12 protein-coding genes and 1 tRNA gene are annotated in these 14,300 nt (G+C 64.9%); 7 read left to right on the forward strand and 6 right to left on the reverse strand.

Features of this window, described 5'->3' with window-relative positions:
* Positions 1 to 38: 38 nt before the first annotated feature.
* The 3 genes from VFA60_14680 to VFA60_14690 all read right to left on the reverse strand — a co-directional run bounded on the left by VFA60_14680 (position 39) and on the right by VFA60_14690 (position 2,202).
* Complete coding sequence (locus VFA60_14680; protein HZQ93036.1) at positions 39 to 1,064, reverse strand: anion permease; 1,026 nt, start codon at positions 1,062 to 1,064, stop codon at positions 39 to 41.
* Positions 1,065 to 1,160: 96 nt separating this feature from the next.
* Positions 1,161 to 1,778, reverse strand: coding sequence for a DUF47 family protein (locus VFA60_14685; GenBank protein ID HZQ93037.1), 618 nt, complete (start codon positions 1,776 to 1,778; stop codon positions 1,161 to 1,163).
* 196 nt (positions 1,779 to 1,974) lie between these two features.
* On the reverse strand, positions 1,975 to 2,202 hold the full coding sequence (locus tag VFA60_14690; GenBank protein HZQ93038.1) for a hypothetical protein: 228 nt from the start codon (positions 2,200 to 2,202) through the stop codon (positions 1,975 to 1,977).
* Positions 2,203 to 2,779: 577 nt separating this feature from the next.
* On the opposite strand from VFA60_14690, the gene VFA60_14695 reads away from it, so the two are divergent.
* Positions 2,780 to 4,456: a carboxypeptidase-like regulatory domain-containing protein gene (locus tag VFA60_14695; protein HZQ93039.1), complete on the forward strand. Its 1,677-nt coding sequence runs from the start codon at positions 2,780 to 2,782 to the stop codon at positions 4,454 to 4,456.
* 142 nt (positions 4,457 to 4,598) lie between these two features.
* Here the strand turns inward: VFA60_14695 and VFA60_14700 are convergent, their stop codons facing one another.
* Complete coding sequence (locus tag VFA60_14700) at positions 4,599 to 5,015, reverse strand: hypothetical protein (protein HZQ93040.1); 417 nt, start codon at positions 5,013 to 5,015, stop codon at positions 4,599 to 4,601.
* A gap of 341 nt (positions 5,016 to 5,356) precedes the next feature.
* Here VFA60_14700 and VFA60_14705 point away from each other — a divergent pair, with 341 nt between their 5' ends.
* Positions 5,357 to 5,680: a PilZ domain-containing protein gene (locus VFA60_14705; GenBank protein ID HZQ93041.1), complete on the forward strand. Its 324-nt coding sequence runs from the start codon at positions 5,357 to 5,359 to the stop codon at positions 5,678 to 5,680.
* A 255-nt stretch (positions 5,681 to 5,935) separates the two neighbouring features.
* Positions 5,936 to 6,259 carry a PilZ domain-containing protein gene (locus VFA60_14710; GenBank protein HZQ93042.1) on the forward strand — a complete coding sequence of 108 codons (324 nt, stop codon included), beginning with the start codon at positions 5,936 to 5,938 and terminating at the stop codon, positions 6,257 to 6,259.
* A 13-nt stretch (positions 6,260 to 6,272) separates the two neighbouring features.
* Here the strand turns inward: VFA60_14710 and mgtE are convergent, their stop codons facing one another.
* Positions 6,273 to 7,625, reverse strand: a complete 1,353-nt coding sequence (gene mgtE / locus VFA60_14715; protein ID HZQ93043.1) for a magnesium transporter — start codon at positions 7,623 to 7,625, stop codon at positions 6,273 to 6,275.
* A 302-nt stretch (positions 7,626 to 7,927) separates the two neighbouring features.
* Here mgtE and VFA60_14720 point away from each other — a divergent pair.
* The 4 genes from VFA60_14720 to VFA60_14735 all read left to right on the forward strand — a co-directional run bounded on the left by VFA60_14720 (position 7,928) and on the right by VFA60_14735 (position 13,010).
* Positions 7,928 to 8,017 (forward strand) — tRNA-Leu (locus tag VFA60_14720).
* Between the two features lie 330 nt (positions 8,018 to 8,347).
* Complete coding sequence (locus VFA60_14725) at positions 8,348 to 9,445, forward strand: nuclease (protein HZQ93044.1); 1,098 nt, start codon at positions 8,348 to 8,350, stop codon at positions 9,443 to 9,445.
* 26 nt (positions 9,446 to 9,471) lie between these two features.
* Positions 9,472 to 11,256: a metallopeptidase TldD-related protein gene (locus VFA60_14730; GenBank protein ID HZQ93045.1), complete on the forward strand. Its 1,785-nt coding sequence runs from the start codon at positions 9,472 to 9,474 to the stop codon at positions 11,254 to 11,256.
* Entirely contained in the window at positions 11,253 to 13,010 is a 1,758-nt protein-coding gene (locus VFA60_14735; protein ID HZQ93046.1) for a metallopeptidase TldD-related protein, read from the forward strand. The genes VFA60_14730 and VFA60_14735 overlap by 4 nt, the downstream gene beginning before the upstream one ends.
* Before the next feature lie 70 nt (positions 13,011 to 13,080).
* Here VFA60_14735 and VFA60_14740 read toward each other — a convergent pair whose 3' ends face one another.
* Positions 13,081 to 14,055 carry an L-histidine N(alpha)-methyltransferase gene (locus VFA60_14740; protein ID HZQ93047.1) on the reverse strand — a complete coding sequence of 325 codons (975 nt, stop codon included), beginning with the start codon at positions 14,053 to 14,055 and terminating at the stop codon, positions 13,081 to 13,083.
* Positions 14,056 to 14,300 lie beyond the last annotated feature (245 nt).

Genomic DNA, 14,300 nt, shown 5'->3' on the forward strand with positions numbered 1-14,300 from the left:
ACTTGGCATTGATTTTCACTTTGTATTTTGAAATTGAGCTAGGCTCCCGGATGGAAGAACCGAATCGCCCAGTAGACCAGCGCGGCCACGGCGGCCGACGCCGGAATGGTCAAGATCCACGCCCACACGATGCGCGTGGCAACGCCCCACCTCACCGCTGACAGGCGATTGATCGCGCCTACGCCGATGATGGCGCCGGTGATGGTGTGCGTGGTCGAGACGGGAATGCCGGCCAGCGCGGTGCCGAAGAGCGTGACGGCGCCGGCGCTTTCGGCGCAAAAGCCGCCCACCGGCTTCAGCTTGGTGATCTTCGAGCCCATGGTGTGCACGATGCGCCAGCCGCCAAAGTACGTTCCAAGGGCGATCGCCAAGTGCGCGGCGAGAATAATTGGCCAGTGGTAGACGCCCCAGTTCGTCGCGACCTCCTGCTTGCTCATCAACCCGGCGGTGTAGAGGGCGCCGGCCACAATGCCCATGGTCTTCTGCGCGTCGTTGCCGCCGTGTCCCAGGCTATAGGCGGCCGCGGAAAGCAGCTGCGCCTTTCGGAACCATGAGTCCACCTGTTGCGGCGCCTTGTTCCGGAAAAGCCAGTAGACGGTGGTCATGAACACCAGCGCCAGCACCATGCCCATGACCGGCGCCACCACGATGAAGATGAGCGTCTTGGTCCAGCCCTCGGGCAGGATGGCGCCAAAACCGGCGCGGGCCACGGCGGCGCCGGCATAGCCGCCGATCAGCGCGTGAGAACTCGAAGTCGGCAGTCCCCACCACCACGTGAGCAGGTCCCACACGATCGCGCCGACCAGCCCGGCAAGGACGACGTACTGTGTGACCACCTCCAGGTGGATCATCCCCTTGCCAATGGTCTTGGCGACCGCCGTGCCCAGGAAGAACGCGGCCAGGAAGTTGAACACCGCCGCCCACACCACCGCCAGGCGTGGCGACAACACGCGCGTGGAGACCACGGTCGCGATGCTGTTGGCCGCGTCGTGGAAGCCGTTCAGGAAGTCGAATATCAGCGCGGTCAGGACCGTGATCAGCAGCAGCCAGGTGGAGGTTTCCACTGTGTCCTTATATCTCCGCTTGCGACGATGTCCGCGAGAACAACGGCTCGCGCGAAGCCAAAAGGGAAATCAAAGCAGGACGATCCGAATTGCGGCTCACGTGCTCTTCAGCACCACGGTCTCCAGCACGTTGGCCACGTCTTCGGCCTTGTCGGTGGCCGTCTCGAGCACCTCGAACAGCTCTTTCAGCTTGATCAGCGCGATGGGATCTTTTTCACGCTCGAACAGCCGCCCGATCGCCTCGCGGGCAACGCCATCGGCTTCGTTTTCCAGGCGGTTGATCTCCACACAGTAGTTCAGGACGCCGCTTTTGTTGCGGTCGAGCAGCGCCATGGCCTTCTCCAGTTGCTCGCATTGGCGGACGATGAGCTGCGCCAATTCGGCCGCCGCCGGCGGCGGGTTGGTGATCTTGTAGACCTGCAAGCGCTCTCCGGCCGCATTGACGAAGTCGAGGACGTCGTCAAGCGACGACGCCAGGTGATGAATGTCCTCGCGGTCGAAGGGGGTGATGAACGTCTGGTTGAGCTTGGTGAGGATGGCGTGAGTCATCTCGTCGCCACGGTGCTCCACGTCCTTGATCTTCTGCAGGCGCGGATCAGAGCTGTTGTAGTTGGCCAGGATGTCGGCCAGCAGGCGGGCGCCTTCGGTAAGGTTCCCGGCCATCTGGGCAAACATGTCGAAAAACTTGACGTCACGCGGGACGATGCGGACCAATCGGGCGGCTCCGAAGGCGACGTTGGGCCCCACTGCACGGGGCAGCGTGAAAAAGCCACTCAATATCTCACGCAGGCAAAAGTAGCGTCAAACCGGCGGCTGCTGGCCGTCAGGGCGTCGCCGGGCCCCGTCCGTGAGCGCGGAAAAAGAAACAGGCCGCCGTTTCCGGCGGCCTGTTTTCCGCTTGCAGGAGCAGTTACAGAGTGGATTCGATCTCGAAACCCCAGGCCTCGAGCAGTGGCTCGGGGATGAACTTCGAGTTCTTGTTGCGCCGCGCCCATTCGCGCAAACGGGTGGAGCGGATGTACTGGTCGGGCTGGAGCTTGAACTCCTTCACCACCTGCTCGAACTCGGTGATGGTGGGAGTGACCGGGCCAATCGGCTCCGGCTTGCCCCAGTTTGGATTGCCGCGTCGCTTAGCCATGGATGAGTCCTGCCTCTTTCTAAAAGGTCCTTATCAACTGATCGGGTATCAAAACCGCCCTTGCACCGGGCCTACGCAAATTTGGATTCCCCGGGTCGTATTTTGGATTCACGAGGTTACAAAGACCCGCGACCTATGTTCACGGACAGAAACCGCGCTCAAAAAGACCGGTTATTTTACGCGAACCGCGCCCTTGTAGCAATCAGAAAATGGGGCATTGGTTTAATAGTAAACGCTTTGTTTGCTGATGCTTAGAAGAGGGTAGAGGGGCCTCGCCCGGAGGGCAGGTCCAGGCATTCTCCCTGGACTCCACTGCAACTAGTTTATTTTTCAGCAGCTTAAGGCCAAAGTGACTGGTTATCGTCACCCTACGGCGTGGATACGAACCATTGGCGCGCATGGCGTTAATTGACCTACCCCAATCTTCAGGAACTCAGCAATAATCCCGCGGGCCTTCGTTCCTCGGCACAGCTTGCCCTGGAGGTTGTTGCGCATGCACGTTTCGCGGCGGCAACTCGTCTTATGGATCGCCCTAGCAGCCACCACGGCCGCACACGGCCAAAACCCGGCGCCATCGATGAGCACGCCGAAGACGCCCGCGCCGCTCACCGCCAAGCCGGCGGAGCTGTGCACGCTCGAAGGCCGCGTGCTGGCGGCCGACACCGGTGAGCCGCTGAGGAAGGCGCGCGTCATTATGGTTCGCGAGCAGACCCTCACGCCGCAGACGCCCGGCACGAACCAAGCCGCGCAGCGCATGCGCCAATTTGTGGCGACCACCGACCAGGAAGGTCATTTCATCTTTAAAGAACTTGACTCCGGGCGCTACACGCTGAGCGCCACGCGCAACGGATACGCGCAGCAGTACTACGGCGCCACAGCCGCGAACCGGCCGGGAACACCGCTCACGCTGGCGCCGGGGTCGAACACGAAAGACATCGCGCTGCGCATGACGCGCGCCGCCGTCATCAGCGGCCGCGTGCTCGACAATGACGGCGAGCCGCTCAGCTACGTCGGCGTGCAGGCGATGCAGTACGGATACCAGCGTGGGCAGCGCATGCTGCGTCCGCGCGGCTACGGTCAGACCGACGACCGCGGCATGTATCGCATCCACGACCTGCCGCCGGGGAAGTACTACGTCAGCGCCACCTATCGCGATCCCGGCCAGGTCGAGTTCGTTCGCGACGGCACAGTGAGCACCGAAGCCGACATGAGCTATCCAACCACCTACTACCCGGCCACGACGGATGCCGCCAGCGCCCAGGCCATGCTGGTGCGGGCGGGCGAGGAGCAGGAGGTTGATTTTCAGCTCGTTCCGCAGCGCGCGGTCAGCGTGCGCGGCCGGGTGATCAACGCCGCAACCGGAAAACCCGCGATCAATTCCTCGGTCTTTGTCCTGCCACGAAGCTCCATCACCAGCGGCTTCTTCGGCAATTTTTCCTCGACAGCCTACGTCCAGAACGCGGAAGGCGAATTCCAGTTGCGCGGCATCCTGCCCGGCGCCTACGTCCTGATGACGCAGCAAATGGATGAAGGCAAGCGCTACAGCGCCTACATGAACCTCGACGTGGGCACGCAGGATGTGGAAGGCGTGCAGCTGGTTCTTTCCGCCGGTTCCACGATCGAAGGCCAGGTGCGCATCGAGGGGCCGCCACTCCCGGCCGGGCGCCCGCCGGTCACGGTGTTGCTGACGCAGGCCACGTTCCTGCCGCTCTCGGGCTTTGGCGGCTCAGCCCGCGTGAAAGATGACGGCAGCTTCGTCATCGAGAACCTCGGCCAGGGGTCTTACCGCGTGAACGTGAACAACGCCGGCGAGACCTCGTATCTGAAGTCCGTCCGCATGGGGAACCAGGACCTGCTCGACAAGGAACTGGTGGTCCAGACCGGCGCCAAGCTGCAGCCGCTGGAGATCGTCGTCAGCCAGAATGCCGGCGCGGTACAGGGCGCGGTGGAAGATGGCGACCACAAGCCGTGGGCCGGCGCTCAGGTGGTGCTGGTGCCCGAGCGCAAGAACGAGCTGGGCCGCCTCTTCGCCTCGGGACGCTCGGACCAGTACGGACACTTCTCCGTTCGCGGCATTACGCCGGGCAAGTATCGCGTTTATGCGTTTGAGCAGATCGAAGCCGGGGCGTGGCAGGACCCGGAGTTCATGCGCAAGTATGAAGACCGCGGCTCGCGCGTGGAGATCGGCGAAAGCTCGCAGCCTTCGCTGACCCTCAAGCTGATTCCGGCGAGCGAAACCAGCGCGGACCAGTAAACGGCAGCACTCAGCAGTCAGCAATCAGCAGTTAGCACTCAGCATTCAGCCCTTGCACATCCCGGCTCAAGCCGCGACCCTCGCTGAAGCCGTTCGGGGGCTGAGTGCTGACTGCTGAGTGCTGAGTGCTGACTGCTGCCCTTCACACAGCTGCGGCCAGCTGTTCGTATTCGCGGTCCGAGCCGCTGCCCATCAGCACCCACAGCGTGTAAATGCCGAGCGCGGTGCCGAACGGCATATTGATCAGGCTGATCACGCCCAGCACGATGGCCAGCATGCGCGCCCAGGTGGCGCGCTGCATCAGGCCAACACCCGCCGCCAGACCCAACGCGCCCTTCACCAGGATGACCAAACCGATTGCCGATATCAGCGGCCGCACAAACGGGGGCGGCCCCTCGCCGCCGGCAGCCGCTATGTGCGCCAGGATGACGCGCGACACCAGCAGCATGCACGCGCCCGCGATGGCGTGCAGCACCGAGTAAATCATCCACAATACCGCCAGAATGCCGATGTGCCGCTCAACCCGCCCCGCCCCCGGCGCGCTGGGTCTCCCTGCCACCGGAACAGCGGTTGTGACCGGTACTACCGCGCCACACTTCGGGCAGGCCGACATCCCACGCGTTACCTCAGATCCGCACTGGTTGCAGAACATGACGCCTCTTTCCGATCATTACGACCGACGACGAAAAAGTTTCCGGCAGGCCCGGCCAACCCGGGCGTCCGGGTCAAAACGATGGTAGAGCCGGGCTCAGCCTGCACCAAGCAAAAAGAGAACTCGGACCAGTTTGGGAAATCGCTTCGCCACTGGTAATCCCTGTTTGGCAGCTTGCCGCGCCGGCGGGCGCATCTTCTTCGTAAGCTGAACCAGGCGCAGTTTCCTGTACGCAAGGGAGGCCCTGTATGTTCAAAGAGGTGCTGCGTGGCGCAGCGTCGAAGGCGGAGGTGGAGCGGCGCGCCGCGCCTCGCTGTTTTGCCGATCAGCAGGTGGTCGTCAGCGTGGAAGGTGAAAAGCCGCTGGTGATGTCGGGACGGGTGCGCGACGCCAGCCCGAAGGGCATGCGGCTCGAACATGATCATCCGCTCAGTCCGGGGGGAGTGGTCCACGTACTCACGCCGAGCATGGACCTGGTCGCCACCGTCGTCTGGACCCGCCGTATCGAAAACCGCTGGGAGAGCGGCCTGCGAACCGACGATGCCCGCACCATGCTGCTTACCGGGCGCTGAGGAAGTGGAGAGTGGACAGTGAATGAATAGCGAGAAGAGCGGCCATCGGCGTCGGGCTCGCTTTCCGAAAGCCTCACTTCGACTCCCGGCCATCCTCGCCATTTTCCACTTCCAAGTGCTCCCGGCGTGCATATTCACTATCCACTTTTCACTGCTTTACCAGGTGACCTTTGTAATGCGCGCTCCCCGATTCCGCTGTCCCGCCAGCTCGCGTTGCGGAATAATTCTGGCCGACGGCTGGCACATCACCGCCGCATGCTCATGCCGCAACCGCCTCCACAGCGACCGAAAAACCCCGTCGAGCGCCGCGCCTACCCGCGCTTCGTCGCCGACCAGGTCGTCGTACTCCAGACCGAAGGCGAGGCCAAGGTGCTGTGCGCCGGTCGCGTCCTGGACGTGAGCGAGCGCGGCCTCCGCGTGCGGCACGAAAAGGAGATGCAATCGGGACTCACCGTCCATGTGCTCACCGCCGACCTGGACTTGCCCGCCATCGTGGTCTGGACGCGCCCCGCCGGCCAGCAGTGGGAAAGCGGCTTACGCACCGACGACCGCCGCGCGATTCTGCTGCGCAAGGCATAGCCTCGGGCATCAGCTATGCAAGGAACCGCGACAGCCACGTCGCCATTCCCAGGAAAACCGAGAACCCGATCACGTCCTGAAACGCGGTCTCGAACGGTCCAGCCGTCGTGGCGGGATCGAACCCGAAGCGCTTCGAGAGCATGGGAATCACCGTGCCCATGAGACCGGCGGTGATGATGGAGCACATCATCGCCGCGCCCACCACAAAGCCAAACGGGATGCGCCGCGACCAGAGCACGGCGACCGCGGCCAGCGCGCCGCCGGCCACCAGCGCGATGGCCAGCGCCGTGGCCAGTTCACGCCGCACTGCTTTGGCCCAGTTCGCAAGCGTCACGTGACCGGTGTCGAGCCCGCGGACGACCATGGTCGCCGCTTGCAGCCCGACATTTCCCGAAACCGCCGAAATCACCGGCATAAACGATGCCAGCAGAATCACTTGCCGGAGCACGTTGTCGAACTGCGCAATGATGCCGCCCGCACCCAGCTCGATCAACATCGTACCCAGCAGCCACGGCAGGCGCAGACGCGCGACCTGCGCCGGCGTGCGGCGGTCCATTTCGGCCGCGTCGGCGCCGATCAGGCTGGCAATGTCCTCGTTGAACTCCTCGGCGACCACGTCGAGCACGTCGTCTACGGTAACGATGCCCAGCGGCCGTTCCTGCGCGTCGGTGACCGGGACCGCCGGAAGGTCGTAGCGGGAGATGATCTGGGCCACCTCCTGCTGATCGGTTTCCGGGTGCACTGCGACAACGTCGCGCGTCATGATCTCGGCAATGGGCTGCTCCGGACGCGCGCGCAACAAGTCGCGGATACTGAAAACGCCTGCGAGCCGGTCGGCGCCGTCGAGCACATAGACGGCGGCAATCGTCTCCGCGGTCGCGGCGCTGGCGCGCACATAGTCGAGCGCGCGACCGGCCGAGATGCCGAGGGGCACCGCCGCAAAGCGCGTCGACATCAGGCGTCCGGCCGTCTGCTCCGGATAGTCGAGCAGTTGCCTGACGTCGCGAGCGTTGCCGTTGGGCATGAGCGCGAGCAGTTGGCGGCCTTCATCGCCTGCTTCCGAGACGATTTCGGCCGCCTCGTCGGCCGGCAGCCGGTTGAGCAGTGCCACTACGCGAGCCGGCGGCGACGTGCGCAGCAGGTACTCGCAGGTCGCCGGCGCGGCGTGCGTGAGCGCCTCGGCGGCGCACGCGTTGTCGAGCAGGCGAAACACCTGTTCCGCCTCAGGCAAGGTGAGTTCGTCGAGGACCACCGCGACATCCGACGGATGCAGGCCGCCAACAAGCTTCCCGATGGCCGCCGGATCCAGCGATCTTCCGCGATGCCCCAGGGCTTCGCGCAGATTTTCAATGAGTGTTTCGCGCACAGTCATCTCCCTTCGAGCGACGGCACGAGCAGGGAAGCGCGAGAAGCGAAAGGCGAGAGTTGTGCCCCGCGTCTCGACCAGGCTGGCGGGCCTTGTCGGACGAGGGCGGTCAGGAAACGAGCGTCCTCAACGGATAAGGTCGGTCAGCGTTGTTGGTTCCAGCACCTACTGCCGTCGTCGGTCATGTTCAAACTCTGTTGGCATAGTAACGGCTGCCGCGCGCAGGCGTCTATCGGACTTTGGTGGCATTTTTCGCACGGGAGTGATCGCTCCTTCGAAACCGGCGTTTAGAATTGCAGCGTGCCCGGGTGGCGAAACTGGCAGACGCACGGGACTTAAAATCCCGAGGCCCCAAAAGGGCCGTGACGGTTCGACTCCGTCCCCGGGCACCAAACCTGGTCCCCCAATGACAAGCCCACCTCCAGACGACAGAGATCGGCCCAGGACAGATGTGGGCCCGTTGCTGTTCGTCAGTAAAACCGGAAGCTTCCTTCGACGTTGATCTGCACCGCAACCTCGATGCTGTCTTTGCGCCTAAACCGGAGTTCGAGGAAGCAACGTCACGGGCGCGGGAAGAAATGTTTTCAGCCGACTCGCCCCTGGCCGGAAATGAGGGGACGAGTTGGCCGGCAGCCATCGAGCGGAGAACGACGCTCCCAGTCAGAGTTGCGGAAAGCGTTTCAGTGGCTGGCCCGGCTGTGTTAGGTTCGTGCTTCTCTCCTATGCGACCCAACCTCGTGCGCCGCCTGCTGGCGCTGCTGCTGTGTGCGGCAGTGCTTCTTCCCCTCGAATTCCTCTTCAGTTGGGGCAATGAAGGACACCTGCTGATCAGCGGTGTGGCCGCGCGCCATGTCCCGAAGAGCATGCCGCTGTTCTTTCGCACGGCGTCGGCGCGGGCTCGCATCGAGTACCTGGGACCGGAGCCGGACCGGTGGCGCTTCAACACCGAGCCCGAGCTGAAGCAGTCGCAGGAGCCCGACCACTACCTGAATCTGGAAACGATCGCCGGCATACCGCTGCCGCCGGGACGCTACGACTTCTATCGCAAGCTGGAAGAGAAGCGCGCGGCCGCGGTCGCCGCCGGCGCCAAGCCGGCCGAGGTCGAGGCGCTTCTGCCCGAACACGTGGGCTTGCAGCCCTACATCGCCATGGAGATCTACGGGCGGCTGAAGGTCGCCTTCCGCGAGTATCGGCGCCTGCGCCGGGAGAAGAAACCCACGCTTCCCGCCGAGCAGAACGCCGTTTTCTACGCCGGATGGCTCGGGCACTACGTGGCCGACGCCTCGCAGCCGCTGCACGCCACCGTTCATTACAACGGCTGGACCGGCCCGAATCCCAACGGCTACACCACCGACAAGAAGACGCACTGGAACTTCGAAGGCCAGTTTGTCCAGAACCATCTCAAGGATCTCCAGAACATCGGCGATCGCCTTAAACCGCCGGTGAAGCTCCAGCATCCGTTCGACGATTACATGGCCTACATCCGCGAGTCCAACGGCCAGGTGAAACGGCTCTACCAGTTGGAAAAAACCGGCGCGTTCAAGGACGCCGGAACGCCGGAAGGCGTGGAGTTTGTCCGCGCGCGCATGGCCGCCGGCGCGCAGATGCTGCTGAACCTGTGGTACACGGCGTGGCTGGAGAGCGCGGTCGAGCCGCCGAATCCATTTGCCGAGCCCGCCAGGCCGGCCGCGCCGGGACAGAAAGCGCGCGCCAGCGGCGCCAAGCCGGTGTCTAAGGGTGCAGGCACGGCGTCTGGGAAGGCTGGGCCGAAGACGCCGGCGCCGATGAAGCCGGAAAATCCGGGGCCGCCGCCGAAGTAACTTTCAGGTAAACTGGTCACCTCGCCATGAAGAAGTCCGCTTCGTTCGCCGCACTGGTGTTGTGTCTGTTTTGTCTGCCTTCGCAGTTTTCCGCGCGCGGTGCAGCCGCGCGCGTCGCGGCGGCCGTGGATTCGTCTGGCCCCGCTCCCGTCCTGCTCAACGTGATGGAGCAGGAGCTGAAGCGGGCGATGGGCGCGCTGTCGAAGGCCGACCCGGCGCCCTACTACCTGAGCTACGCCGCCACCGACAAGAACAACATCACCATCGTGGGCTCGCATGGCGCGCTGATGAGCACCACCGTGCGCCACACCCGCATGGTTGACGTTTCGGTGCGCGTGGCCGGGCCGGAGCTGGACAACACGCACGGCGAGAGCCGCGGCTCGGGCATTGCCAACGCGCTGCTGCCGCTGAACGACGATCCTGACGCCATCGCCCGCGTCCTCTGGCAGACCACCGACAAGGAATACAAGACCGCGGCCCGCGCTTACCTCCAGGTGAAGACCAACACCGCCGTGCGCGCGCAGGAAGAGGACACCTCGGCCGATTTCTCCAGGGAGCAGCCCGAGTCGCGCGTGGCCGCGGTCAGGCCGCCGCCGCGCATTGACGTGGGCGCCTGGGAGCAGAAGCTGCGCAAGTTCTCGGCGGTCTTCCGCGCGCATCCTGACGTGTACGGCTCGTCGGTCACGCTGGTGGTGGACGACACGGCGCGCTACTTCGTTTCCAGCGAAGGCAGCCGCATCGTGAGCCATCGTCCCAGCGCGCGGCTCATCGCGGTCGCCGAAACCCGCGCCAATGACGGCATGGAGCTGCTGCGCTCGGAGAACTTCGACGACGCCACCCTCGACCGCCTGCCCTCCGACGCCGAAGTGATGGCGCGCATCGAGAAGATGGCTGGCGACCTGGAGAAGCTGCGCGTGGCGCCGGTCGTGGAGCCCTACAACGGCCCGGCGCTGCTCTCGGGACGCGCCGCCGCCGTGTTCTTCCACGAAGTGCTCGGGCATCGCGTGGAGGGGCACCGCCAGCGCGGCATCCAGGAAGGCCAGACGTTCACGAAAAAACTTAACCAGCAGGTCCTGCCCGCATTTCTCAGCGTGGTTGACGATCCCACCGTGCAGCAGCTCAATGGCGTGGACCTGAGCGGCAGCTACGACTACGACGAAGAGGGCGTGCGCGCGCGCAAGGTCGAAGTGGTGCGCGACGGAGTGCTGAAGGACTTCCTGCTCTCGCGGCTGCCGATCCACGGCTTTGAAAACTCCAACGGCCACGGCCGCGGCGAAGCGGGCATGATGCCGGTGGGACGGCAGGGCAATCTGATCGTCAGCTCCACGCAAACGCTCTCCGATTCGCAACTGCGCGCCCGCTTCATCGAAGAGTTGAAGAAGCAGAACAAGCCCTACGGCCTCTACTTTGAGGACATCGCCGGCGGATTTACGCTGACCACGCGCCAGTTGCCGCAGGCCTTCCAGATCCTGCCGCTGATGGTGTGGCGCGTTTACGCCGACGGACGCCCTGACGAGCTGGTGCGCGGCGTGGACATTGTGGGCACGCCGCTGGCGGCGCTCACGCGCATCATCGCCGCCGGCGACAAGCAGCAGGTGTTTAATGGCGTGTGCGGCGCCGAATCCGGCGCCGTGCCGGTTGCGGCGGTGGCGCCGGCGCTGCTGTTCTCGGAAATCGAAGTGCAGAAGCGCCGCCAGACGCAGGACCGCCCGCCCATCCTGCCGGCGCCCGGCGCGCCGGTAAAGAAGGCCGGCGCAAGAGACGCCGCGCCCACAGCGCCGTCGGCGCCGGGGAAGGGAGGCCGGCCGTGACGCGCGCCTGCCAAGCCGCCATCCGCGGCGCGTTGCTGATCTGCCTGCTGTCGCCGGCCGCGCCGCTACTCGCTCAAAAAGCAACAGCAAAATCGGCCGACCAAAAACCGCCTGCCGCCGCGCCGGCCCCCGTGCCCGCCGCCGATCCGGTGCTCGAAGCCATGCAGGCGGAACTGGCGCGCTCCAGGGACCAGCTGCAGCTGGAGCAGATGCAGCGGCCGTACTACATCGAGTACGTCGTCACCGATCTGGACCTCTACACGGCCGAGGCCGCCTTCGGGGCGGTGCGCGTGGAGCAGCGCCAGCGCGCGCGCCTGCTGCGCGCGGTGGTCCGCATTGGCGACTACAAACAGGACAGCTACTTCGGCGCCGGCCAGGGCTCGATTGACCTCATGCCAATTGACGGCGACGTCCAGGCGCTGCGCCACCAGCTCTGGCTCGCCACCGACAAGGCGTACAAGATGGCCATCGAAGCCTTCACGCGCAAGCAGGCGGCGCTGAAGCAGTTTGAGAGCGCCACCACGCCGTCTGACGATTTCTCGCACGAGGAGCCGGCCTTCTACGAGGCGCCGGTGCAGAAGCTTGACTTCGACGCGGCGAAGTGGCGCGGGCTGCTCGAGTCGGCCACCGCGCTCTATCGCAGCGATCCTGACGTGCAGCTGCTTGTCGCCCACGCCATGTTCCGCGAGCAGACGCGCTACCTGGTGAACAGCGAAGGTACCGTGCTGCGGCGCTCCGAGCCGCTTTACGCCGTCAATGTGCAGGGCGAGACGCAGGCTCCTGACGGCATGCGCCTGGAACGCAGCCGCTCGTTCGTGGTGGGCGCGGCGGCTGAGCTGCCTTCGCCCGAGCAATATCGCGCGGCCGCCGAGCAGGTGGTCGCGCAGCTCGCCGAGCTGCGCAAGGCCCCGCTGGTTGACGACGAGTATCACGGGCCGGTGCTGTTCTCCAGCGACGCCGCCGGCAACGTCTTTGCGCGGCTCATCGCGCCCTCGGTCGCCGGACGCAAGCCCGGTCCCGGGACGACCTCGCGGACGCTCGGCGAATACGCCTCCAGCTACAAGTCGCGCGTGCTGCCCGACTTCATTTCGCTGGTGGATGACCCCACGGTTTCCGTTTTCGGTGGCCGCACCCTGCTGGGCAGCTATCAATACGACGACGAGGGGGTGAAAGCGCGCGCGGTCAACGTGGTCCAGAAGGGCGAGCTGGTCAGCTACCTGCTCGGCCGCCAGCCCATCCGCGATTTTCCCAGCTCCAATGGACACGGCCGCGGCCCGGGCATGATGGCGCCCATGCCGCACGTGGGGAACCTGTTCGTGAACGTTTCCACCCCGCAGACGTTCGCCGCCATGCGGCAAAAACTGATTGATATTTGCCGTGATCGTGGATTGCCTTATGGCTATTACGTGAAAGCGCTGGGCGGCGCCGGGCTGGGCCTGGCGCCCGGAATTCTCTACCGCGTGTGGGTGAACGACGGACGCGAGGAGCTGGTGCGCGGCGCCGAGTTCAGCCAGCTCGACGCCCGCGCGCTGCGCAACGACCTGATCGCCGCCGGCGACGATCCGAAAGTGGACAACCACGCCGAAGTGGTGAACTACTCAGTGATCGCGCCGTCCATCCTCATGGGCGAGCTGGTCATCAAGCCCAGCGCTCAGGCCAAAGACAAGCTGCCGCAGTATCCCGCCCCGGGAACCAAGGTCGCGCTCCAGGCGCCCGGGACGACATCGCCGGGCGGCGCGGCGCAGCACCCGTAAGACCCGGACCGCAGAGGACGGGGAGCGCTCTGGATTGTCTTTTCCTCTGCGTCCCGTGCGTCCTCGGCCGCTAGCCTTCGGGCCTCGCGCCGGCCAGCAGAAATTTACCGTCCTCCGACTTCGCGCGGAGCTCCACTCTGAACCCGCCATCTTCAATGAGCCGAAAAAACGCCGTTTCGTCGTATTTCACTGAGCCCGACATGCGCAGGAGCTCGCCCTTTTTCAGCCCCAGCTCCCGCCCGGCCACGTTCAGGCGCAAGTCCCGCGCGGGCACGAAGTACTTCACCACCTCGTGCAAGCCTTCGCCGGCCCGCGCGCTGCTCAGCTCGAACACCAGCTTGCCGTCGCGTCCCTCTTCCAGCCCGAGCCCGGCGAGCGGCGAAAAGGCAAAGCGACGGTTCACGGGATGGTCGTAGCCGCGCAGGGTTTCTTCACCCGCGAAAACCTCGCCATCGAAGATCGTTCTATCGCCGGGACGCATTACCTTCTGCAACCGCGCCGGAAAGCCGGTCGGATCGAAGGCGCCCAGCGTGTTGCCCAGCACCGCAAAGATTGCGCCGCCATTGCCGGCGGCGATTCGGGCAAGGGAAGCGAGCTGTGCGGCGCTGGTGACGTCGAACTTCACCCCTTCGGCGCCGCATCCGGCAGCGAGCGCGCGGCGGCACGCCATCTCCAGCAGCGACTCGCTGAAGTCGGCGGCGACGTAACGCAAGCGGCGCCCTTTGTGCGCGAATCCGCGGAGCAGGGCTTCATCTTTGCTGCCGTCGCCGCAGCCCACGCCGCAGAGAACGCGGGCATCCGGCCACAAGTCCGCGAGCCGCGCGGCGTTGGCCGTGAGCACCTGCAATGCGCGGTCCGCGTTGCGGTAAGCCGGCGCCGAACCCAGGTCCACCCAGGCCTGCACCGAGAGCGGCAGCCAGTAGAAGAACTTCTCGTCGAGATACCGCTGCTCGATGGCGGCGGCAAAGTCGCGCGCTATCTCGGCCTCGGTGAGCATCACGCGGACCGGAAAGTCCTGATCGGCAGATTGCCATGAAGACGTCATGCAGCGGGTCGCAATTATTTTTCAGCGGTATTGTCGCATGGTGCTCTTTTGAGGCCGGCTTGCACGCAACGCGCGCCGCAGGCGTACAATCCAAGTCTTTAGGGACTGGGTGCGCAGGGCAACTGCCACCTGCCCGAAAGGAGAAAGCATGAAGGTTGTCGAAATCAGTGACGTGGCCCCGGCCTGCCACAACTTCAAACTGGTGGAGACGGCGGAGGTCGCTCCCACTTGTCACAGCCATTTCA

The organism is Terriglobales bacterium (assembly GCA_035651995.1).
Lineage (GTDB): Bacteria > Acidobacteriota > Terriglobia > Terriglobales > Acidobacteriaceae > DASRER01.

Bases quoted from the DNA above. Each gene is read 5' to 3' on its own strand.
- VFA60_14690 (HZQ93038.1), bottom strand. From the start codon at position 2,202: ATGGCTAAGCGACGCGGCAATCCAAACTGGGGCAAGCCGGAGCCGATT.
- VFA60_14695 (HZQ93039.1), top strand. From the start codon at position 2,780: ATGAGCACGCCGAAGACGCCCGCGCCGCTCACCGCCAAGCCGGCGGAG.
- VFA60_14705 (HZQ93041.1), top strand. From the start codon at position 5,357: ATGTTCAAAGAGGTGCTGCGTGGCGCAGCGTCGAAGGCGGAGGTGGAG.
- VFA60_14710 (HZQ93042.1), top strand. From the start codon at position 5,936: ATGCTCATGCCGCAACCGCCTCCACAGCGACCGAAAAACCCCGTCGAG.
- VFA60_14725 (HZQ93044.1), top strand. From the start codon at position 8,348: ATGCGACCCAACCTCGTGCGCCGCCTGCTGGCGCTGCTGCTGTGTGCG.
- VFA60_14730 (HZQ93045.1), top strand. From the start codon at position 9,472: ATGAAGAAGTCCGCTTCGTTCGCCGCACTGGTGTTGTGTCTGTTTTGT.
- VFA60_14740 (HZQ93047.1), bottom strand. From the start codon at position 14,055: ATGACGTCTTCATGGCAATCTGCCGATCAGGACTTTCCGGTCCGCGTG.